Origin of the sequence: Caldicoprobacter sp., from assembly GCF_047459465.1 — a bacterium.
Classification (GTDB): Bacteria; Bacillota; Clostridia; order Caldicoprobacterales; family Caldicoprobacteraceae; genus Caldicoprobacter.
The window spans coordinates 1-21,320 of the sequence record NZ_VSCO01000001.1 but is presented as its reverse complement, the minus strand read 5'-3'; the positions used below and the strand labels follow the sequence as shown (position 1 = coordinate 21,320).

Annotated in this window: 19 protein-coding genes; all 19 read left to right on the top strand. The window is 48.3% G+C overall.

Annotated features, from left to right (window positions below; genetic code table 11):
- The first annotated feature begins 98 nt into the window (after positions 1 to 98).
- Positions 99 to 560 (top strand): ribosome maturation factor RimP, encoded by a 462-nt coding sequence (gene rimP / locus FWJ59_RS00095; RefSeq protein WP_414479941.1) that lies wholly within the window; start codon positions 99 to 101, stop codon positions 558 to 560.
- Between the two features lie 16 nt (positions 561 to 576).
- Entirely contained in the window at positions 577 to 1,608 is a 1,032-nt protein-coding gene (nusA, locus tag FWJ59_RS00090) for a transcription termination factor NusA (protein ID WP_414479940.1), read from the top strand.
- A gap of 37 nt (positions 1,609 to 1,645) precedes the next feature.
- Positions 1,646 to 1,927, top strand: coding sequence for an RNase P modulator RnpM (rnpM, locus tag FWJ59_RS00085; RefSeq protein ID WP_414479939.1), 282 nt, complete (start codon positions 1,646 to 1,648; stop codon positions 1,925 to 1,927).
- The gene (locus tag FWJ59_RS00080) at positions 1,911 to 2,243 is read left to right on the top strand and encodes a L7Ae/L30e/S12e/Gadd45 family ribosomal protein (RefSeq protein WP_414479938.1); all 333 of its coding nucleotides are present in this window, start codon (positions 1,911 to 1,913) and stop codon (positions 2,241 to 2,243) included. The genes rnpM and FWJ59_RS00080 overlap by 17 nt, the downstream gene beginning before the upstream one ends.
- A gap of 7 nt (positions 2,244 to 2,250) precedes the next feature.
- Positions 2,251 to 4,698, top strand: coding sequence for a translation initiation factor IF-2 (gene infB / locus FWJ59_RS00075; protein ID WP_414479937.1), 2,448 nt, complete (start codon positions 2,251 to 2,253; stop codon positions 4,696 to 4,698).
- Positions 4,699 to 4,716: 18 nt separating this feature from the next.
- A complete protein-coding gene (gene rbfA, locus FWJ59_RS00070; RefSeq protein ID WP_414479936.1) occupies positions 4,717 to 5,082 on the top strand; it encodes a 30S ribosome-binding factor RbfA in 366 nt (121 codons plus the stop codon).
- Positions 5,079 to 6,062, top strand: a complete 984-nt coding sequence (locus FWJ59_RS00065) for a DHH family phosphoesterase (RefSeq protein WP_414479935.1) — start codon at positions 5,079 to 5,081, stop codon at positions 6,060 to 6,062. Before rbfA ends, FWJ59_RS00065 begins: the two co-directional genes overlap by 4 nt.
- Positions 6,063 to 6,082: 20 nt before the next feature.
- The gene (truB, locus tag FWJ59_RS00060) at positions 6,083 to 6,991 is read left to right on the top strand and encodes a tRNA pseudouridine(55) synthase TruB (RefSeq protein WP_414479934.1); all 909 of its coding nucleotides are present in this window, start codon (positions 6,083 to 6,085) and stop codon (positions 6,989 to 6,991) included.
- Between the two features lie 10 nt (positions 6,992 to 7,001).
- The gene (locus tag FWJ59_RS00055) at positions 7,002 to 7,946 is read left to right on the top strand and encodes a bifunctional riboflavin kinase/FAD synthetase (RefSeq protein WP_414479933.1); all 945 of its coding nucleotides are present in this window, start codon (positions 7,002 to 7,004) and stop codon (positions 7,944 to 7,946) included.
- A 105-nt stretch (positions 7,947 to 8,051) separates the two neighbouring features.
- Positions 8,052 to 8,315: a 30S ribosomal protein S15 gene (gene rpsO, locus FWJ59_RS00050; protein ID WP_414479932.1), complete on the top strand. Its 264-nt coding sequence runs from the start codon at positions 8,052 to 8,054 to the stop codon at positions 8,313 to 8,315.
- Positions 8,316 to 8,551: 236 nt separating this feature from the next.
- Positions 8,552 to 10,729 carry a polyribonucleotide nucleotidyltransferase gene (locus FWJ59_RS00045; protein ID WP_414479931.1) on the top strand — a complete coding sequence of 726 codons (2,178 nt, stop codon included), beginning with the start codon at positions 8,552 to 8,554 and terminating at the stop codon, positions 10,727 to 10,729.
- 108 nt (positions 10,730 to 10,837) lie between these two features.
- Positions 10,838 to 11,548, top strand: coding sequence for a polysaccharide deacetylase family protein (locus tag FWJ59_RS00040; protein WP_414479930.1), 711 nt, complete (start codon positions 10,838 to 10,840; stop codon positions 11,546 to 11,548).
- A 75-nt stretch (positions 11,549 to 11,623) separates the two neighbouring features.
- Positions 11,624 to 12,889, top strand: a complete 1,266-nt coding sequence (locus FWJ59_RS00035; protein WP_414479975.1) for a M16 family metallopeptidase — start codon at positions 11,624 to 11,626, stop codon at positions 12,887 to 12,889.
- Positions 12,890 to 12,968: 79 nt separating this feature from the next.
- A complete protein-coding gene (gene miaB / locus FWJ59_RS00030; protein ID WP_414479929.1) occupies positions 12,969 to 14,351 on the top strand; it encodes a tRNA (N6-isopentenyl adenosine(37)-C2)-methylthiotransferase MiaB in 1,383 nt (460 codons plus the stop codon).
- Between the two features lie 69 nt (positions 14,352 to 14,420).
- The gene (gene mutS / locus FWJ59_RS00025) at positions 14,421 to 17,048 is read left to right on the top strand and encodes a DNA mismatch repair protein MutS (protein WP_414479928.1); all 2,628 of its coding nucleotides are present in this window, start codon (positions 14,421 to 14,423) and stop codon (positions 17,046 to 17,048) included.
- Between the two features lie 11 nt (positions 17,049 to 17,059).
- Positions 17,060 to 18,931 (top strand): DNA mismatch repair endonuclease MutL, encoded by a 1,872-nt coding sequence (gene mutL, locus FWJ59_RS00020; protein WP_414479927.1) that lies wholly within the window; start codon positions 17,060 to 17,062, stop codon positions 18,929 to 18,931.
- A gap of 14 nt (positions 18,932 to 18,945) precedes the next feature.
- A complete protein-coding gene (miaA, locus tag FWJ59_RS00015) occupies positions 18,946 to 19,917 on the top strand; it encodes a tRNA (adenosine(37)-N6)-dimethylallyltransferase MiaA (RefSeq protein WP_414479926.1) in 972 nt (323 codons plus the stop codon).
- A gap of 73 nt (positions 19,918 to 19,990) precedes the next feature.
- Positions 19,991 to 20,296 carry an RNA chaperone Hfq gene (hfq, locus tag FWJ59_RS00010; RefSeq protein WP_414479925.1) on the top strand — a complete coding sequence of 102 codons (306 nt, stop codon included), beginning with the start codon at positions 19,991 to 19,993 and terminating at the stop codon, positions 20,294 to 20,296.
- Between the two features lie 109 nt (positions 20,297 to 20,405).
- Positions 20,406 to 21,320 (top strand): methionine gamma-lyase family protein (locus tag FWJ59_RS00005; protein WP_414479924.1); only part of this gene is annotated, 915 nt, incomplete at its 3' end.

Sequence of the window (21,320 nt, the reverse complement as noted above, 5' to 3'; positions counted from 1 at the left end):
GCGGTAGAGTGGGGAAACCCACTCTTTCATTGTTATTGATTAAAATGAGGGATTGGGCAAATTAATAATGTGAAAAATTTCATTTTGGAGGTTATAGTATGGCGCATAACAGGGTTGAATTGGTGGTGGAGGAGCTTGCGCGCCCCATCCTTGAAGAGCTCAAATATGAGCTTGTGGACATAGAGTACAAAAAGGAGGGCGGAAGCTGGTTTCTGAGATTTTATATCGACAAGCCCGGTGGGATCACGCTGGATGACTGCCAGATATTCAGCGAACGGATAGGTGAGCTGTTGGATCATCATGACCCCATCCCCCATCGCTATTACCTGGAGGTATCATCGCCCGGGCTTGACAGGCCGCTTAAGAAGGATGAAGATTTCGAGCGCTATAAGGGGCACAGGGTTTGCGTTAAGCTTTATAAGTCTGTCAATGGCGAGAAGAACTATTACGGCCAGCTGGTAGGACTCAAAGACGGTAATGTAGTCATACAGGATGGGGAATGTACTTACTCGTTTCCGCGAGACAATGTCGCTATGGTACGGCTAGACGTGAATATCTGATGGAGGAGGAGTATTTATGAATGCCGAATTTTTGGAGGCCATTGAACAGATAGGTAAAGAAAAGGGCATTGATGCGGATATATTGTACAAAGCCATCAATGACGCTCTTGTAACGGCTTACAGGAAAAACTTTGGTACATCGCAGAACGTGCGCATTGATATAGATAGAGCCACCGGGCAGGTGAAGGTCTTTGCACTTAAAAAGGTGGTGGAAAAGGTTACCAACAAAAATCTGGAGATCGATCTGGAGGAAGCTAGGAAGATAAACCCCAACTATCAGCTCAATGACATAGTAGAGATAGAAGTGACCCCCAAAAACTTTGGCAGGATTGCTGCACAAAATGCAAAGCAAGTGGTGATACAGCGCATTCGCGAGGCCGAGAGGGCTGTTTTGTACCAAAAGTTTCTTGAGAAGGAAAACGAGATTATAGTAGGTATTGTCCAGAGGATAGAGAAAAAGACGGTATTTGTGGACCTTGATCGCGCTGAAGGCATACTTCCCCCAAATGAGCAGATGCCCAACGAGGAATATCGCGTCAACGATAGAATTCGGGTGTACATCCTTGAAGTTAAAAAAACCACCAAGGGGCCGCAGATCATCGTATCGCGCACCCATCCAGGCCTTATAAAGAGGTTGTTTGAGCGCGAGGTACCCGAAATCGTAAGGGGAGAGGTACTCATAAAGGCCATAGCAAGGGAAGCCGGCTCCAGGACCAAGATTGCGGTACATTCTACCGTGCCGGGACTTGATCCGGTAGGCGCTTGCGTTGGGCAAAGGGGTATGCGGGTGCAGCACGTGCTTGATGAGATTAAAGGTGAAAAGATCGATATCGTGAAATGGAGCAGCGATCCCGCAGAGTTTATCGCCAATGCCTTGAGCCCTGCTAAGGTATACAGCGTAACCATAGATGAGAATGAGAAGGCAGCCAGGGTGGTGGTTCCCGACAATCAGCTTTCTTTGGCCATCGGCAAAGAAGGCCAAAATGCCAGGCTGGCAGCCAAACTCACTGGTTGGAAGATCGATATAAAGAGCGAATCACAGGTATAGAGCTTTGAGGCCTGCCGGTTTGAAAGGGGGATTGCTGGTGAAGAAAAAGAAGATACCCATGAGGATGTGCGTTGGATGCAGGGAATCAAGGCCAAAGCAGGAGCTCATACGGGTAGTTAGAAGCCCTCAGGGAGAAGTTCATATAGACTTAAAAGGAAAGGCTCCGGGTAGAGGGGCTTACCTCTGCTACAATGTCGAGTGTTTGGATAAGGCTATAAAGCACAAATCATTGGAACGAGCCCTTGATAAAAAGATCAGCGAGGAAGTGTATCAATTCCTGAGAGGTGAGCTTTTAAAAGCCCATGAATCAGGATCTTAGAGGATTTTACCAGCTGCTTGGCCTATCGGCCAGAGCGGGTAAGCTGATGATAGGTGAGATGCTGTGTCAAAAAGCCATAAGGATGCGAAAGGCAAAGCTGGTGATAATAAGCGAGGAAGCCTCGCACAATACTTTGAAGAAATTCATAAATATGTGTAAGCATTACAAAACCGATTACGTGGTAGTGGGAAGTAAGGAGATGCTGGGTAAGGCTGTGGGTAAGGGAAGCAGAACGGTTCTGGCGGTCACTGATGAGGGGCTGAAAGAAGCGTTGCTTAGGCAGCTGGAAAACTCGGAAATGCCAGTACGGGGGTGATATATGAATGTCAAATATAAACGTTTATGTTACAACTAAAAAGGTAAGAAAAAGCGCTGAGTCCCTGCTCGATAAGATAAAAGCCCTCAATAAGGATATAGATGATTATTTAAGTAAGATAAGGGAGATGGAGAACTCTTTTAAGCAGCAAACAAAGGAAATGGAGGAAAGGAAGAAGGAAGAGGCGTTGAAGGCCGAAAAAGCTGTGCAGAACCAGCAGGAAGCCGACACCAAAAAGGCAGGCCACAAGCAGGAAGAAAGGCGTAAGCAGGAGCAGAGCCGTAGCCGAGAAGAAAGTCGAAGGCAGGAAGATCGGAGACGTAAGCAGGCAAATGCTCGCAAGCAGGAAGAGCATCGAAGACAGGAGGATAATCAGGCTGTTCAGGAAGAGGGGAGAACATCAAGGAAGCGGCGGCCCAGGTCTAAAGACAAGCCAGCCAAAAACGTGATAGACGAGTTCTTCTCTCAACAGGCAGCAGTTCAAAGCAAAGATAAAAAAGCCGATATTGCTAAAGGAAAAGAAGAAAGCTTTGCGAAGGCTTCTGCTGAAACGGTAAAGGCCAAAGCTCAAAAGACCAAGAAGGATTACTGGGAAGAGGAACATCCTTCGATCTATAATAAGCTTTTGAAGGAGAAGGAGAAGAAGAACAAGAGCGCTCAACAGGCTGCCCAGCAAAAGGCTCCTGTTACTGCTGAAAGGAAGAAGGCCATTACCATCGGGGATAGGATAACGGTAAAGGAGCTCTCAGAGACTATTGGAATACAGGTAGCTGAAATCATAAAGCACCTGATGAAGCTGGGCGTATTAGCTACCATAAACCAAGAGCTGGATTATGATACGGCTGCACTGGTGGCCAGCGAGTTTGGCATTGAGCTTGAGAAAAAGCCAGCAGTTTCATATGAAGAAATGCTGGTGCAGGAGGATGTGGAAGATGATCCTGCCAGCTTACAGCCACGGCCGCCGGTGGTCACCGTTATGGGCCACGTCGACCATGGCAAGACGTCGTTGTTGGATGCCATACGTAACTCCCGCGTCACCGAGCAGGAAGCAGGCGGTATCACGCAGCACATAGGCGCTTACATGGTAGAGGTAAATGGGAAGCACATCACTTTTATAGATACGCCGGGTCACGAAGCATTTACCTCCATGAGGGCGCGGGGTGCAAAGGTTACCGATATAGCTGTATTGGTGGTAGCGGCCGATGATGGCGTCATGCCGCAGACCATAGAAGCTATCAACCATGCCAGAGAAGCCAATGTACCCATCATAGTGGCTATCAATAAGATGGACCTGCCCACTGCCAATCCTGAACGGGTGAAGCGGGAGCTGGCAGAACAGGGCTTGCTGGTGGAGGATTGGGGCGGTGATACCATCGCGGTGCCGGTATCTGCTCTTAAGAAGCAGGGGATCGATGAGCTGTTGGAGATGATCCTGCTGGTAGCCGAGATGCAGGAGCTCAAAGCCAATCCCAACAGGTTTGCCAAGGGTACCATCATTGAAGCAAAGCTGGATAAGGGTCGTGGCCCGGTTGCTACCGTCTTGGTTCAAAACGGAACCCTTCATGTAGGAGATGCGGTGGTGGCTGGAACCGCTTACGGTCGCGTCAGGGCCATGATGGACCACAACGGCAGAAGGCTAGAAAGCGCGGGGCCTTCCGTGCCGGTGGAAGTGCTGGGTTTTTCGGAGGTGCCCCAAGCCGGAGATATACTGTATGCGCTTGAAGACGATAAACTGGCAAGGCAGGTGGCGGAGGAGCGCAAGGAGAAGATGAAGGAGGCCAGTGTCCGTTCTTCCCTCAAGGCATCTCTGGATGACCTCTTCAACCAGATTGAACAGGGAGAGCTAAAAGAGCTGAAGGTAATAATTAAAGCAGATGTTCAGGGCACGGCCGAAGCGGTTAAAAACGTCATTGAACGCCTTTCGACCGATAAAGTGCGCATACGGGCCATACACAGTGGTGTGGGTACCATTACCGAGTCAGACGTAATGTTGGCATCGGCCTCCAACGCTATAATCATCGGGTTTAACGTTCGTCCGCCAAGCAGCGTAACCGAGTTGGCCGAAAAAGAAAAGATAGACATAAGGCTGTATCGGGTGATATACGACGCCATAGAAGATATAAAGGCTGCCATAAAGGGCATGCTTGAACCCACCTACCGTGAGGTGGTGCTTGGACAGGCAGAAGTGCGAACCACGTTTAGGATATCCGGAGTTGGGACGGTTGCTGGTTGTTATGTGACCAATGGAAAGATAATGAGAAACGCTAAGGTACGCATTATTAGGGATGGTATAGTGGTTCACGAGGGGCAAATAGCCTCTCTCAAGCGATTTAAAGATGATGTCAGGGAAGTAGCAGCCGGTTACGAGTGCGGTGTAGGCATAAGCAATTTCAATGACATAAAGGAAGGCGATATAATTGAGGCCTTCACCGAGGAAGAAGTTCAGAATGAATGAGAAGTGCGGGTGGTGGATATGTCTTATCAGAGAGCACAGAGAATAGCTGAAGAGATAAAAAGGGAGTTAAGCGATATAATGCGCAACCACGTAAAGGACCCTCGCGTTACCAACATGGCATCTGTAGTAAAAGTTGACGTATCAAAAGATTTACGCCATGCCAAGATATACGTCAGCGTACTTGGAGACAAAGAAGAAAAGCGGAAGACCATGGAGGGGCTGGATCGCGCAACTGGATTTATACGGAAGGAACTGGGACAGAGGCTGGGCTTGAGATATGTTCCCGAAATATCTTTCGTATTAGATGAATCCATAGAATATAGCATACGTATAGCCCAAAAGATTGACGAGCTGATGAAAAAGGAACAGGATGTGAATCAATGAGAGCCGTTAAGATGATGCCCATCATAGAAGCCTTAAAACGCGGAAAGCGGTTTGCCGTCATAGCTCACATATTTCCTGATGGCGATACCATTGGTTCTTGTCTCGCACTGGCCAATTTTTTGATGGACCATGGTAAAACAGTTGAGCTTTTTTGCCATGATGCTCCGCCCGAAAACCTGGCCTTTTTGCCCGGCATCCAAAACTTCATAAGGCCAGGCCAAAATGGTCAAGCCAAGTCGGACGCTTATGATGCTGTGGTGTGCCTGGATTGCAGCGACGAGGGGAGGCTGGGAGATGCCGCCTATTTTCTAGAGCAGGCATCCTGCACCATAAACATCGATCATCACGCTACCAACACCGTGTATGCTGACATTAATTTTGTGGAACCGGAAGCCTCTTCAACCTCCGAGCTGGTCTTTGACCTTATACAGGAAATGGACAACAATTATTTTTCCTTAGCGGTCTATGAGGCTATATATACCGGTATCGCCACCGATACGGGGAACTTCGGGTTTAGCAATACCACTCCAGCAGCCCATCGCATAGCGGCTCAGGCCATCGAATACGGCCTTGATGTGGATAAATTAACCAGGGCATTGTTTAGAAATACCACCGAGGCCAGGGTGAGGTTGTTAGCAAAGGCGCTGAGTTCGCTGGAGATGCATTGTGACGACAGGGTGGCTTTTTTGACGGTGAGCAGGAGTATGCTGGAAGAGGTAGGTCTGGATGTCAACGATGCCGATGGCATAGTCAACTACGGCATAGACATCGTAGGGGTGGAGTGTGCGGCGCTGTTTAAGGAGATCGAGAAAGGTAGGACCAAGGTTAGCTTGCGCACCAAGGGCGTGGTTGATGCAAGCGCCTTGGCAGCCAGGTTTGGTGGAGGTGGTCATGCACGGGCAGCCGGCTGTTTGATAAACGCCAGCATAGAACAGGCAAAAGAGCAGATCCTAGAAGCGCTTAAATCCATGCTGGGATGAAAAGGGGTTAGAACATCGGTATGGATGGAGTTATTAACGTCCTGAAACCACCGGGGATGACCTCCAGCGATGTGGTGGTGTACCTTCGCAGGTTGCTTAAGGTAAAGAAAGTAGGCCATACAGGTACTTTAGATCCGGGAGCTGCCGGCGTCCTGCTCGTCTGCATTGGCAAGGCCACCAGAGTGGCTAGCCTCATGCTTGAACAGGACAAGGCCTATCGCTGCGAGATGATATTGGGAGCCGAGACCGATACTCTGGATTCGTATGGGCGTGTCATCTGGGTATCCCATGATTATCCCAGCTTTGAGGATATAAAGAGGGTATTTGATGAATTTCAGGGGTCCATCAAGCAGTTTCCTCCCATGTATTCGGCTATAAAGTACAGGGGCAGAAAGCTTTATGAGTATGCGCGGCAAGGACAGCGGCTGGATACCTCGAAGCTGGAAAGAGAAGTGACCATCTATCGAAATACCATACTGCAATACCAGCCACCTAATAGAGTTCTGTTTGAGGTTGAGTGTTCCAAAGGCACTTATATACGTTCGCTATGCCGCGACATAGGACGCCGGCTGGGTTGCGGCGCATATATGGGCTTTTTGTTGAGGTACCGCACAGGAAGCCATACCATCGATGATTCCCATACCCTGTGGGAAATCGAGGAATACCTCTTAAAGGGGAAACTGAATGAAATTCTCATACCTACGGATGAAGCCCTCAAAGGTTATAGGAGGGTGGATGTTCCCTCCGCATACTATAATAAGTTGATCAACGGCAATCCTATCAGGTTAGCCAGACAGGACCTGAAATTTGACCAATTGGGCCATCAGGTCCCCATAAGGGTATACTGCAGGGAGCAGTTCATAGGAATAGGCGTGGTCAAATTGGAGGAGGATTATATCCACATAAAAATGGACAAAGTGCTGGTGTAAGGGGGAGGCTATGCAGGTTATATTCAATGAAAAAGATGATCATTCTCTAAGGCATCCTGTAGTCCTGGCACTGGGTACATTTGATGGCATTCATAAGGGACATCAGGCCTTAATTAGGCGTTTAATAGAGCTAAAGCGACGTTATGGCTATACCACGATGGTATATACATTCAAGCGACATCCTTTGGGCTGCTTGCCACCTTACAAGGCACCGCCTCAAATCATGAACCTCAACAAGAAGATACTGGAGTTCCACCGTATGGGCATAGACATTCTTGTCCTCAATGATTTCAACGAGGATTTTGCTCGTACTGCGCCTCGGGAATTCATACAGCAGCACTTACTTGAAAAATATGATGTGCGCTTTATTGTGGTGGGGTATAACTATCGCTTTGGCCATAATGGAAGTGGCGATACCCAGCTTTTAATGCAAATGGGTAAGGAAATGGGATTTAAAGTGGTGGTGGTGCCTCCTGTCAAAGTGGGAGGAAAGGTGGTTAGCAGCAGTTTAATTCGCGAGACCATCCAACAGGGGGATGTGGCCGGGGCATGGCGGTATCTTGGGAGGCCTTATTCCATAAATGGCCGAATAGTCCGCGGAGCTGGGCGGGGTAAAAATCTGGGCTATCCCACTGCCAATCTGGATATCGGCCACAAACATATAGTAATCCCCAGATTTGGGGTGTACCTGACGCGCTGTAATCTTGAGGGACAATGGTTTTGGGGCGTCACCAATGTAGGCCAAAACCCCACCTTTGAACAGTCGGGATTACATATAGAAAGCTTTTTCCTGGATTATCGAGGTGGTGAACTGTACGGCAAGCGCGCCAGGCTGTATTTTTTGAAATACATAAGGGAGGAAAAGCGGTTTCCGTCGCAGGAGGAGTTGATACGCCAGATGGAACGCGATATATCTGTAGCTAAAAATCTCATTTACAAAAGGTGCAAGGTATGATAAAATAATCTTTGGATTGCCAACCACTTCCTTGGTTTTACGTGCCTCCGGCGTAATACTAAGGTTGTGGCGGTTATATTGGAATGCAATGGAGGTGACGAAGGAATGGACAAAGAACTTAAAAAGCAGATCATCGATGCCTATAAGCTCCATGAGAATGATACCGGATCTCCGGAAGTACAGATTGCCTTGCTTACTGAAAGGATCAATCATTTGACCGAGCATCTTAAGGTGCACAAGAAAGACCATCATTCTCGTAGAGGGCTTCTCATGATGGTAGGTAGGAGACGCGCTTTGCTCAATTACCTCATGAAGAAGGATGTGGAGCGGTACCGGGCTATTGTATCAAAGCTTAATTTGAGAAAATAGATATGGAAGGTGGAGCGGGGATGCCCGCTCCATTGCTTATTATGCATCTGTTTAATAATGGCAGCCGAGTTAAAGCATATGCTCCTTTATCTTCATGGAGCATTTAGCTGGGAATGATGGTAAGAGTTGAGAAAATAAAATGGGATAAACCAAGCAAACTAAGTATAGTTTAATTTTGCATAAAACTTCTTACAGCCTAAACAATTTTAACGAAGAAAGGAGATGAATCCTTGGGAATGGAACACAGGATATATACCACAGAGGTTGCAGGCACCAAAATTACGGTTGAGGTAGGAAAGCTGGCTGAACAAGCTAATGGTGCTTGTACGGTACAGTGCGGCGACACCGTAGTGTTCGTATCTGCTACAGCGTCCGATGAACCCAGGGAAGGGATAGACTTCTTCCCGCTTACCGTCGATTTCGAGGAAAAGCTGTACGCTGTAGGGCGTATCCCTGGTGGCTTTATCAAAAGGGAGGGTAAACCCACCGATAAGGCCATATTGACGGCCAGGCTGATCGACAGGCCCTTGAGGCCCTTGTTCCCTAAAGGGTACCGCAACGACGTCCACGTGGTGGCCATGGCATTATCGGTAGACCCCGACTATCCGCCTGATGTGTTTGCTATGCTGGGTTCCTCCATCGCGTTGAGTATCTCGGATATTCCCTTCCTTGGTCCCACTGGTTCGGTAGCTGTGGGAATGGTGGATGGGCAATTCATCATCAATCCCACCAGCCAGCAGAGGGAAAAGAGTAAGCTGCATCTTATCGTTTCAGGCACCAAAGACGCCATACTCATGGTAGAGGCTGGAGCCAATGAAGTGACCGAGGCCGAGATGGTTGAGGCGATAATGTTTGCTCACCAGTATATCAAGCAGCTGGTGGAGTTCCAGGAAAGGATCGTTCAAGAGGTTGGGAAGCCCAAACGGATAGGCCAGCTGTATGCACCCGATCCCGAGGTTGAAGCGCAGGTAAGGGAATACGCTACCGAAAAGATAAGGGAAGCAGTCAAAACTGTCGACAAGCGGGAACGGGAGCAAAGGATGAGCGCTTTGCAAAAAGAAGTGCTAGAGCATTTTGCAGAAACCTTTCCTGAAAAGGAAGCCGATATCAAGGAAGTTATCAACATAATAACCAAAGAAGTGGTCCGCAACATGATACTCAAAGAGGGCATAAGGCCCGATGGAAGGGGTCCCAAGGACATCCGTCCTATACACTGCGAAGTGGGGCTGCTGCCGCGTACCCATGGTTCGGCGTTGTTCCAGCGTGGGCAGACTCAGGTGCTAACCACCTGTACGTTGGGGGCGCTGGGCGATGTACAGGTATTGGACGGGCTGTGGGAAGAGGACTTTAAACGCTACATGCATCATTACAACTTCCCGCCTTATAGCGTGGGCGAGGCGCGGCCAATGAGGGGACCGGGAAGGCGAGAGATAGGCCACGGCGCATTGGCAGAAAGGGCGCTGGAGCCTATGATTCCCAGCGAAGAAGAGTTCCCATACACCATACGTTTGGTCTCAGAGGTTATGAGCTCCAATGGTTCCACCTCTCAGGCCAGCGTATGCGGAAGCACATTAGCCCTCATGGATGCTGGGGTACCCATAAAAGCGCCGGTAGCTGGGATAGCAATGGGATTAATAAAGGACGACGAGACCGGTCAAGTGGTGATACTATCTGATATCCAGGGCTTGGAGGATGCTACAGGTGATATGGACTTCAAAGTGGCAGGTACTGCAAAAGGGATTACCGCAATACAGATGGACATTAAGATAATGGGCATTGACCGGTATATACTAGAAAAAGCTCTGGAACAGGCACGGGAAGGACGCCTATATATACTAGAGAAGATGTTGCAGGTCATCTCCGAGCCCAGAAAAGAGGTATCGCGTTTTGCGCCGAAGATCATATCCACTACCATTAGTCCTGACAAGATCAGAGACGTAATTGGCCCTGGCGGTAAGACCATCAACAAGATAATAAGCGAAACCAATGTAAAGATAGATATACGCGAGGACGGAAGAATATATATTTACTCGCCCAACATAGAGGATGCTAGAAGAGCGCTGACAATGATAGAAAACATAACCAGGGATGTAGAAGTGGGGCAGATCTATTCCGGAAAAGTGCTGCGAATTACCGATTTTGGTGCCTTTGTCGAGATACTGCCGGGGAAGGAAGGCTTGGTCCACATATCCAAACTAGCGCACGAAAGGGTCAGACGGGTTGAGGATGTAGTAAAGGTAGGCGATGAGATTACCGTTAAAGTGACGGATATCGATGAGTTAGGGCGCATCACCCTTTCAAGAAAGGATGTCTTGCCACCTCCCCCAAAGAGCGAGGTGATAAAGCGAGGACCTCAACATCATCAGCGCAGAGCAGGTAGCACTCCTAATCCGATAAGGAGACACCATAAATAAAACATAAACTGTTAAAAACAGTTTATGTTTTATTTATTTTTATCATATATCTTTTCACCCGTTGAATACTTATTAATGGAATATTTTATTCAGGGGTGAAAAGATTTTATGATCATCGTCTTGAGGAAAAGAACGCTTGTACTATGCTTTGCAGCAGTTGTGCTGGTAATGTTCATCTTATATTCAGGCCGCGGTGAGTCGCTTTACGTGCTCAATTATCTATCGTCAGGAAATCCGATATATAAAGGTGATGCATCACAACCGAGAGTAGCCTTTGAATGTAACGTGGTATGGGGGACCGAATATTTGCCCGCAATGCTCGATATATTCAAGCAACATGGCATAAAGATCACCTTTTTTATAGGGGGACAATGGGCTGAGGGAAATCCCGAACTGCTCAAGAGGATAGTACAGGAAGGGCATGAACTGGGTAACCACGGTTATAGCCATAAGTACCACAGCAAGCTCACCCTAGAACAAAATCGCCAGGAGATAATGAAGGCTGAGGAGGTCATAGAAAGGATAACGGGCGTTAAGACCCGCCTTTTTGCACCCCCTTATGGTGATTTCAACCGTACCACATTACAGGCTGCTCAGTCCCTGGGATACAAGACCATAATGTGGAGCATTGATACCATTGATTGGAGAGGCGACGGGGTGGACAGCATAATCAAGAGGGTGTTTAAAAATCCCCACAACGGCGCTTTCATCTTGATGCATCCCACCGAAGATACTGTAAAGGCGCTGCCGGTTATCATAAGCGGCCTTCGCCAGAGAGGTTACGAGATCGTACGTATATCCGACTTACTGGATGAATAAAAACCGTATAGAAGAACCTCTGGTATTTTTGATAAAATACTCTAAAAAGAAAGTTAAATGGGAAAGGTGAAATGGATGTATAAGAGGTATCAACTCGACAATGGGATACGAGTCATAACAGAAGAGATTCCCCATTTCCGTTCTGTGTCCATAGGCATATGGTTTGCGTCAGGATCCATTTATGAGGATTTTGAAAACAGCGGAATACCTCATTTTATAGAGCACATGCTCTTTAAAGGCACCAAAAACCGCTCTGCCAAACAGATTGCCCAGGCCATGGATGCTGTGGGAGGGCAGCTCAACGCCTTTACTGCAAAGGAATGTACCTGCTATTACAGCAACGTAATCGATGAGCACCTGCCTCGAGCCATAGACGTCCTATCGGATATGGTCATCAATTCATTGCTGGACCCGGTTGAGCTGGAAAAGGAAAAGGGCGTGGTGCTGGAGGAGATACTGATGTATGAAGATTCACCAGAGGACCTAGCCCATGACCTATTGGTTGAAGCCCTGGTAGGCAGGCATCCGCTGGCCAATTCTATATTGGGAAGCCAGGAGTTTATACTTGGTCTCAACCGAGAAAAGCTGCTTTCTTTTCTGGATAGGAAATATTTGCCCCAAAACGCCGTAATATCCATAGCCGGCAACTTCGATGAAGGGCAGCTCATAGATTTGTTGGGCACATTCTTTGGCGATTGGAAGAAGCAGTCAGATTATAATGTTGGACAAGCTATCGTTCCTCCGCCATTTTACCAGTCAAAGAACCTCTTCAAATGGAAGGATATAGAGCAGGTACACCTGTGCATCGGGTATCCGGGAGTTCCGCTGGGACATGACGATGTGTATCCCCTCATGATATTCAACAACCTCCTGGGAGGGGGCATGAGCTCGCGGCTTTTCCAGAACATAAGGGAGGATAAGGGGCTAGTATATTCCGTCATGTCGTATCCGTCCTTTTACACCTGCGGAGGCCTGTTTACCATCTATGCCAGCATGAAGCCTTCGCAGGCAAAAAGGGTGGCAGATTTGATCATGGAGGAAATACGAAAGATCAGGGTGGAAGGCATTTCTAACGATGAGTTCGATACCGCCAAGCAGCAACTGAAAGGCAACTACATTTTGGGGATGGAGAGCAGCAATAGCAGGATGAACGCCATAGGGAGGGCAGAGTTACTCTTAGGAGTGGTTAGGACGCCGGAAGAGGTCCTCGCCAAGATTGAAAATGTCACAATGGATGATGTGATGAGGGTGGTAGACCGGGTCCTATTGCCCGATACCATGGCCATTGCGGTGGTGGGCCGTGAAAACGTGCTGAACGGCACCGCTTATAATGGCGCTTGATGTTGTAACTTGCATAAAGTTTGGTGCCAGGATATAATAATCAATGAAATGCAAATAGGAAATGCAAAGGGAGGCAAAAATGACGATACAGGAGCAACAAATGGATTACATCGAGGCTGTAAAGCAGCTAATAGGCGACAAGAACCTTAAATACCATATAGTGACATATGGCTGCCAGATGAACGTCCATGATTCCGAAAAGCTAGCTGGCATGTTGCTTGAAATGGGGTATCAGGAGACTCCCACTATCGAAGAAGCCGACCTCATACTATTCAATACCTGCTGCGTGCGAGAGCATGCCGAACAGAGAGTGTACGGAAATGTAGGGATGCTTCAACCATACAAGCGCAAAAAACCCAATATGATCATTGGTGTCTGCGGTTGCATGATGCAGCAGAAAGGGGCAGCCGATGAGCTCATTGAGAAATTCCCCTTTGTGGATCTGGTATTTGGTACCCATAACCTGCACCATTTTCCCAAGCTGCTGTACCAAGCCCTGTCGGCAGGGCATTCGGTCGTGGAAGTGCTGGATGAGGAAGGGGGAATCATAGAGGGCTTAAGGCCCCATAGAGCTGATGGCATATCGGCTTATGTCACCATAATGTACGGCTGCAACAACTTTTGTACTTATTGCATCGTTCCCTATGTTCGCGGCCGCGAGAGGAGCCGAAGGCCGCAGGATATACTGGATGAAGTCAGGGAATTGGCGCAGCAGGGCTATAAGGAAATCACCCTGCTGGGACAAAACGTCAATTCCTACGGCAAGGACCTGGGAGGCGAGTACCTCTTCCCCGACCTGTTGAGGGATGTGAATAAAATCGACGGCATTGAAAGGATCAGGTTTGTAACCTCCCATCCCAAGGACCTGTCCCAGGCCCTAATAGATGCCATGGCTGAGTGCGAGAAGGTGTGCGAGCACATTCACCTGCCCCTGCAGGCTGGAAGCGATCGCATACTTCACAAGATGAACAGGAAGTATACCAGGGATGATTACCTCAAGCTGGTGGAGAGGCTTCGAGATAGGATTCCCGACATAGCCATTACCACCGACCTGATAGTGGGTTTTCCAGGGGAGACTGAAGAGGACTTCCAAGACACCCTTGATATGGTGAGAAGGGTGCAGTACGATTCGGCCTACATGTTCATGTACTCTCCGCGAAGGGGTACTCCTGCTGCTGCCATGCCCGACCAGGTGGACCAAGAGGTCAAAAAAGATCGGCTCAATAGGCTCATAGAGCTGCAGACCGAAATAAGCAAGGCCAAGAATCAGCAGTATTTGGACAGGGTTGTGGAGGTGTTGGTAGAAGGCGTAAGCAAAAATAACCCTGCAAAGCTGGCGGGTAGGACGAGAACCAATAAGCTGGTGCATTTTGAGGGGGATGAGGGGCTGACGGGACAGCTTGTAAACGTTAAGATCACGCTCCCCAAAGCCTGGACGCTGGATGGAGTTTTGGTGCGATAATGCATTAAAGCATTGGCCGTAGCGACGATGGTTGAAAGGGATTACGCGGTTTATGATGGGGGGTTTTATATGGCTGGGTTTACTCCCATGATGCAACAGTACTTGAAAATCAAAGAGCAGTATAAAGACGCTCTTCTTTTTTTTAGGCTGGGGGATTTTTACGAGCTGTTCTTTGAGGATGCTGTGATAGCCTCGAGGGAGCTGGAAATAGCCCTGACCGGAAGGGATTGCGGCTTAGAGGAGCGCGCTCCCATGTGTGGCGTTCCCTATCACTCGGTGGAGAGCTATATAGCTAGACTAATCGAAAAGGGATATAAAATCGCCATATGCGAGCAGATGCAGGATCCGAAAGAGGCCAAAGGCCTGGTGGAACGGCAGGTAGTAAGGGTAATAACGCCTGGTACGGTACTGGAAGACTCCATGCTGGAGGAAAAGAGCAATAATTATCTGGTATCCATATTCAAGGACGGGCAAAATTTCGGATTTTCCATAGTCGACGTGTCCACCGGCGAATTCTACGTCAGCCAGATCACCGGACAAGACGCTCAAGCTAAATTGTTGGACGAGCTGTCTAGAGTGGCTCCCAGGGAGATATTGATAAACCAGAGCGCCGAGCTTGATCAGCAGCTGTTGAGCACGCTAAAGGAGCGGTTTTCGTGCTTTATCACCCTTTATCACGAGTGGGCTTATAGCTATAATTCGGCATACCAAAAGCTTATACAGCACTTTTCGGTGCATTCCCTGGAAGGGTTTGGCTGTCAGAATATGAGCTACGGCATCTGCGCAGCCGGCGCGCTGATGGAGTACCTGACCGAGACACAAAAAGGCACCTTAAGCCATATAACCCGGATTAAGCCCTATTACCTTGAATCCTACATGGTGCTGGACGCGGCTACCAGAAGAAACCTCGAGCTTACAGAGACCATACGTGGAAGGGACAAAAGGGGCTCGCTGCTGTGGCTGCTTGACAAGACCAACACTGCCATGGGCGGCCGGCTCATGAGGAAATGGATACAGCAGCCCCTGGTAAAAAAGGAAGAGATAGAGTATAGGTTGGATGGCGTGGAAGAGCTTTGCACCAATAGGATTCTGCTGGATGACCTGTGCGATAAGTTCAAGCGCGTCTATGACCTTGAGAGGCTGATGGCGCGTATATCTTACGGAACCGCCAATGCTCGAGACCTTCTCTCTTTAAAGCAGTCGATTAGGAATCTGCCCGATATAAAAAAGCTGCTTCAGCACTGCAAGTCGGCCATCCTCAAAGACGCATACCTCAACCTGGATACCTTGGATGACGTATATAGCCTTATTGAGGAGTCCATTGCCGAAGATCCTCCCCCCACTATAAAAGAGGGCAATATAATAAAGGAAGGGTACAATGCACAGCTTGACCAGTATCGGAGGGCCATGCGGGAGGGAAAGGAGTGGATCGCCTCTCTTGAGCAGAAGGAAAGGGAGAGAACCGGAATAAAGAACCTGAAGGTGGGCTTCAATAAGGTTTTTGGCTACTATATAGAGGTGACCAAGTCATATTACGACATGGTGCCCAAGGACTATATACGCAAACAAACCCTAGCCAATGCCGAGCGATATATCACTCCCGAACTCAAGGAAATGGAAGATGCCATTTTGGGCGCTGAAGAAAAAAGCGTTAAGCTGGAATACCAGCTCTTCCTGAAAATAAGGGAAGAGGTCGCCAAGCATGTAGACAGGATACAGTCTGCTGCACAGATAATCTCCACACTGGACGTTCTGTGTTCGCTGGCTAGGGTGGCTATAGAGAACGATTATGTGCGTCCCCAGATTGCTACCGATGGAATTATCTCCATAAAGGACGGGCGGCACCCCGTAGTGGAAAAGACCCTGTCGGGCAGCATGTTTGTGCCCAATGACACATATCTGGATAAAGCAGACCATCGCCTGATAATAATTACCGGCCCCAATATGGCGGGGAAGAGCACTTACATGAGGCAGGTGGCTCTCATAGTGCTCATGGCACAGATAGGCAGCTTTGTCCCTGCCCGTGAGGCCAAAATCGGCATAGTGGATAGGATATTTACCCGCATAGGGGCATCGGACGATCTGGCTGCCGGTCAAAGCACCTTTATGGTGGAGATGAACGAGGTGGCCAACATACTGCACAACGCTACCCCGGACAGCCTGCTCATCCTGGATGAGATAGGCCGGGGGACCAGCACCTTCGATGGCCTCAGCATCGCGTGGGCAGTAATAGAATATATCTGCACGCAGAAGTCCCTGGGCTGCAAAACGCTGTTTGCCACCCATTACCACGAGCTCACCGAACTGGAAGGCAAGCTGCCTGGAGTTAAAAATTACTGCGTGTCAGTCAAGGAGCAGGGGGACAACATCATATTCTTAAGAAAGATTGTAAGGGGCGGCTCTGACAAGAGCTTTGGGATACAGGTAGCCAGGCTGGCCGGCCTGCCCGAACCGGTCATCGAAAGGGCCAAGGCCATATTGGCTCAGCTTGAAGAGTCCGACATCGCCAAGAAAACTTCAGCTGCCACTTCTTCTTATGTAGCCGAGAAAAAGCCTATGGGAGAACAGCTTTCATTTTTCATCCCTAGGCCATCGGAGATAGAGGAGGAGCTTAAGACCATCGATGTATTGAACATTACCCCCATTGAGGCCATGAACATCCTGTATCGCCTTGTTCAAAAGGCTAAACAGCAATAGGAGGGGATCCTTTGCCCAAGATCAATATACTGGATGAATTTACCATAAACCAAATAGCGGCCGGCGAGGTAGTCGAAAGGCCGGCTTCGGTGGTAAAGGAACTGGTAGAGAACTCTGTAGACGCGGGTAGCTCTGCCATTACCGTGGAGATAAAGGACGGCGGCATATCCTTTATCAGGGTTACCGATAACGGAGAAGGGATGGACCAGCAGGATGCTCGGATGTGCTTTGAGCGCCACGCCACCAGCAAGATCAAATCTAGCGATGACCTCTATGAGATCACTTCTCTCGGTTTTAGGGGGGAGGCGCTGGCCAGCATAGCTGCCGTCTCCCAGGTGGAGATATTCACGCGGACTCGCAATTCCTTGTCGGGTACCCATGTCATAAATCACGGCGGCAACATCATATCGGTGCAGGAAGTGGGATGCCCTGAGGGTACCACGGTAATGGTTAAAAATATATTCTACAATGCGCCGGCGCGGCTTAAATTCCTAAAGGCCCCCAAGACGGAGGCGGCATACATCAGCGATCTGGTGGCCAAGCTCATACTCGCCCATCCCGAGATTTCCTTTCGCTATATAAATAACGGCAAGGCCGTATACCATTCCCCGGGAAATGGGGACCTGTTGTCGGCCATAATATCTGTCTATGGAAGGGAAATAAGAGAGCAGGTTATCAAGATAGAGAGGAGCGATCACAAGAGCGGTCTATCCGTCTACGGTTACTTGGGCAAGCCATCCCTTGCCAGGATGAACCGTAATCATCAATCGTTTTTTGTCAACGGACGCTACGTAAAAAGCCCATTGCTGTCAAAAAGCCTCGAGGAAGCTCATCGCTCCTATCTGCCATTGCATCACTTCCCTTGGGCTGTCCTACATATAAGCGTACCAGCCAGTCAGGTTGACGTAAATGTGCACCCTGCCAAGACCGAGATAAGGTTCAGGCAGGAAGAAGTGGTGTACAGCCTCATATTCCAGTGGGTCAGGGAAATCCTGGATGCCCATCCGTATATTCCAGACATAAGCCATCGAGATATCCGTGGGATAAACTATTCAGATAACGAAAAGCAGGATAATGGGGAACAAGATAACGAAGAAATTCAAAACCGAGACGATGATGAATTTGACCGGCTTGATGGAAGCTCAAAAGATCTGAGATTTAAGCAAGAACAGGTGTCGTTTTTGTCAAGGCCTGAGAAGGTCAGGCATGTCTATGTGCATGATGACCGTTTTGAGCAGCAAGAGAAAAAATATGCAAATGAAGGTTTAGATAGCAAAATTTATGAGCATAATATAAATGAGTTGGTAAATTTTAAGATTGTTGGGAGAATCTTTTCGACCTATGTCATAGTGGAAAGCCAGGATAGGGTGTTCTTTATAGACCAACACGCCGCCCATGAACGGCTGATATATGAGCAGCTAAAAAGAAACATGGCTCAGCACGATGTGGCTACACAGCAGCTATTGCCACCGGTAATAATCCAGCTTTCCCACTATGAGCACATGCTGCTCCAGGATGCCTTGGAGGTTTTTAAGTCACTGGGGTTTGAACTGGAACCCTTTGGAGGAAACGCATGGGCGGTAAGAGGTATACCGGCTGTAGTAAGCGGGGTGAACATTAAAGAGCTGTTTTACAATGTTTTGGATCAATGGAAGGGGGAGCGGGATGCACATCTATACGTCGCCTTCAAACCGCATGACATAATGAGGATAGCATGTAAGCAGGCTGTAAAAGCTCGTGATCCACTATCGGATAGAGAGATCCTATCTCTACTTAATGATATTCAGGAACAAAAGATCCCTTTAACCTGCCCCCATGGAAGGCCTATCGTGGTAGCTATTACCAAGTACGAGCTGGAGAAAAAATTTAAGAGGATCCAGTAGGGGGGAAGGGGGAAATGGAGAAAAGGCCTTTAGTGGTGATAGTAGGGCCAACAGCTGTAGGGAAGACCAAGCTATCTATCGAGCTTGCTAAGGTTTTGAACGGGGAAATCGTCTCGGCCGACTCCATGCAGATATACAGGTATATGGATATAGGAACTGCCAAGCCTACAGTCGAAGAGCGGCAAGGAATACCCCATCACATGATAGATATCATAGATCCGGGGCAGGAATTTAGCGTAGCTGAATATCAAAGGTTGGCCACCCAGGCCATTGATGATATTTACCGCAGAGGCAAGCTCCCCATAGTGGTGGGTGGCACAGGGCTGTACATAAAATCTTTGCTGTATCCTATGAATTTTACCGATGCTTCCTATGATCCAGAGTTCAGGAAGGAACTTCAACGCCAAGCTGAGATCATGGGGAAAGAATACCTGCACAGGAAGCTTCAGGCTGTGGATCCTAAAACGGCAGCAAGGCTTCATCCCAACGATGTTCGCAGGGTGATCAGGGCCTTGGAAGTATATCATCTGACCGGCAAGCCCATGTCGGAATACGATCAGGGGCTGGAAAAAATGGAATATAAATATAACGTGGCCATGATAGGGCTTACCATGGACAGGGCCAAGCTGTACCAGAGGATTAATCAGCGAGTGGATGAGATGATGAAAAAGGGGCTGCTAGATGAGGTAAAGGGAATGCTGGACAGGGGCTATACAAGGGATATGATATCCATGCAGGGCTTAGGTTATAAGGAGTTGATGGAATACCTTGAAGGCAGGGTATCGCTGGAAGAAGCCATAGACATATTGAAGCGGGAGACACGGCGATATGCTAAACGTCAGCTCACATGGTTCAGGGCACAAAAGGATATCGTATGGGTAGATGTAGACCAGTTTGAGTCCCACGAAGCCCTGGTCAAGTGGTGCTTGGATTATATAAAGGAAAAATTGAACATAAATTTCCAAAATCATCTTTTAAACACTTAAAAAATAGTGTATAATATTAACAAAATAAGGTATAAAAATTTTACATAATTATTTTGAAGGGTGGTTAATCGATATGGCGAACAAGGTGACGATTCTTTTGCAAGATGCTTATCTCAATCAGCTGCGCAAGGAACGAATACCTGTTACTATTCATTTGATCAACGGATTTCAGCTCAAAGGGCTGATTAAGGGTTTTGACAATTTCATCATCCTGTTTGAGAGCGAAGGCAAACAGATGATGATATATAAGCATGCTGTTTCTACCGTAACCCCAGCCCGTCAGGTTATATTTACGAGCGGCAATAATAACAACGCAACCAATAATAACGCTAACAACGCCAATAAGGAGAAATCTAATCCTTCTGAGGCCGAAAGTTGATGGTTCAAATGGGCTTTGATAGTTTAGGAGTTCGAGGTGAAATCCTTTGGCTTTATAAGCTGTGGTGCAGCGGGGCCAAAGGGTTTCGTATTTTAAAGGGGGAGAAACTGTGGCTTTGAGCTTGAAAGGGATGCAACAGCTGTACGACGATATGGGCATACCTCAAAAGGTGGCCAAATTTGTGCAAGAGGCTCATGAAGGCATAAAAGCGATGTTTGAACCAATTGATGAGCTGCGGGAGTATCATCAAGCCAGGATTTTGAAGTTTATGGGCCAGTATCAGGTTAGCCAGAGGCATTTTTATCCCTCTACCGGATATGGATATGGGGATGAAGGAAGGGATACGCTTGATAAGCTATACGCAGCGGTATTTGGAGGAGAGGATGCTTTGGTACGCCCCCACTGGGTTTCTGGTACTCACGTCATAAGCGATTGCCTGTTTGCCCTCACAAGGCCGGGCGATGTCATCCTGTCCATTACTGGAAAGCCGTATGATACCCTGGAACAGGTCATTGGCATGGGCAACGACCCCTCTGACGGTTCTCTGGCCGAGTGGGGAGTGGGCTATAAGCAGGTCGATTTGACCCCTCAAGGGGATATCGATATACCGACTGTGCTGTCACTGCTGGATGACCCAAGGATCAAACTGGTGTTGATACAGCGTTCAAGGGGATACAGTCTCAGGCCGTCGCTATCAGTGAAGCAAATTCAAAAGGCATTACGGGATATAAAGAGCAAGAGAAGCGACGTATTTGTGGTTGTTGACAACTGCTACGGAGAGTTTACCGAGGAGCTGGAACCGTGCCATGTGGGTGCCGACATAGCTGTGGGTTCCCTTATAAAGAACCCGGGAGGCGGATTGGCACCAACGGGAGGATATGCGGTGGGCACCAGCAGAGCTATCGAGAAGCTATCATACCGCTTAACTTATCCGGGGACGGGTAGGGAAGTGGGATCATACGCTGCCTCTTATACGCCGTTTTATCAGGGCTTATTTCTTGCTCCCCATGTGGTGGGAGAAGCG

Coding starts and splice junctions, on each gene's coding strand:
- rimP (WP_414479941.1), top strand. CDS start 99: ATGGCGCATAACAGGGTTGAATTGGTGGTGGAGGAGCTTGCGCGCCCC.
- nusA (WP_414479940.1), top strand. CDS start 577: ATGAATGCCGAATTTTTGGAGGCCATTGAACAGATAGGTAAAGAAAAG.
- FWJ59_RS00080 (WP_414479938.1), top strand. CDS start 1,911: ATGAATCAGGATCTTAGAGGATTTTACCAGCTGCTTGGCCTATCGGCC.
- infB (WP_414479937.1), top strand. CDS start 2,251: ATGTCAAATATAAACGTTTATGTTACAACTAAAAAGGTAAGAAAAAGC.
- rbfA (WP_414479936.1), top strand. CDS start 4,717: ATGTCTTATCAGAGAGCACAGAGAATAGCTGAAGAGATAAAAAGGGAG.
- FWJ59_RS00065 (WP_414479935.1), top strand. CDS start 5,079: ATGAGAGCCGTTAAGATGATGCCCATCATAGAAGCCTTAAAACGCGGA.
- truB (WP_414479934.1), top strand. CDS start 6,083: ATGGATGGAGTTATTAACGTCCTGAAACCACCGGGGATGACCTCCAGC.
- FWJ59_RS00055 (WP_414479933.1), top strand. CDS start 7,002: ATGCAGGTTATATTCAATGAAAAAGATGATCATTCTCTAAGGCATCCT.
- rpsO (WP_414479932.1), top strand. CDS start 8,052: ATGGACAAAGAACTTAAAAAGCAGATCATCGATGCCTATAAGCTCCAT.
- FWJ59_RS00045 (WP_414479931.1), top strand. CDS start 8,552: ATGGAACACAGGATATATACCACAGAGGTTGCAGGCACCAAAATTACG.
- FWJ59_RS00040 (WP_414479930.1), top strand. CDS start 10,838: ATGATCATCGTCTTGAGGAAAAGAACGCTTGTACTATGCTTTGCAGCA.
- FWJ59_RS00035 (WP_414479975.1), top strand. CDS start 11,624: ATGTATAAGAGGTATCAACTCGACAATGGGATACGAGTCATAACAGAA.
- miaB (WP_414479929.1), top strand. CDS start 12,969: ATGACGATACAGGAGCAACAAATGGATTACATCGAGGCTGTAAAGCAG.
- mutS (WP_414479928.1), top strand. CDS start 14,421: ATGGCTGGGTTTACTCCCATGATGCAACAGTACTTGAAAATCAAAGAG.
- miaA (WP_414479926.1), top strand. CDS start 18,946: ATGGAGAAAAGGCCTTTAGTGGTGATAGTAGGGCCAACAGCTGTAGGG.
- hfq (WP_414479925.1), top strand. CDS start 19,991: ATGGCGAACAAGGTGACGATTCTTTTGCAAGATGCTTATCTCAATCAG.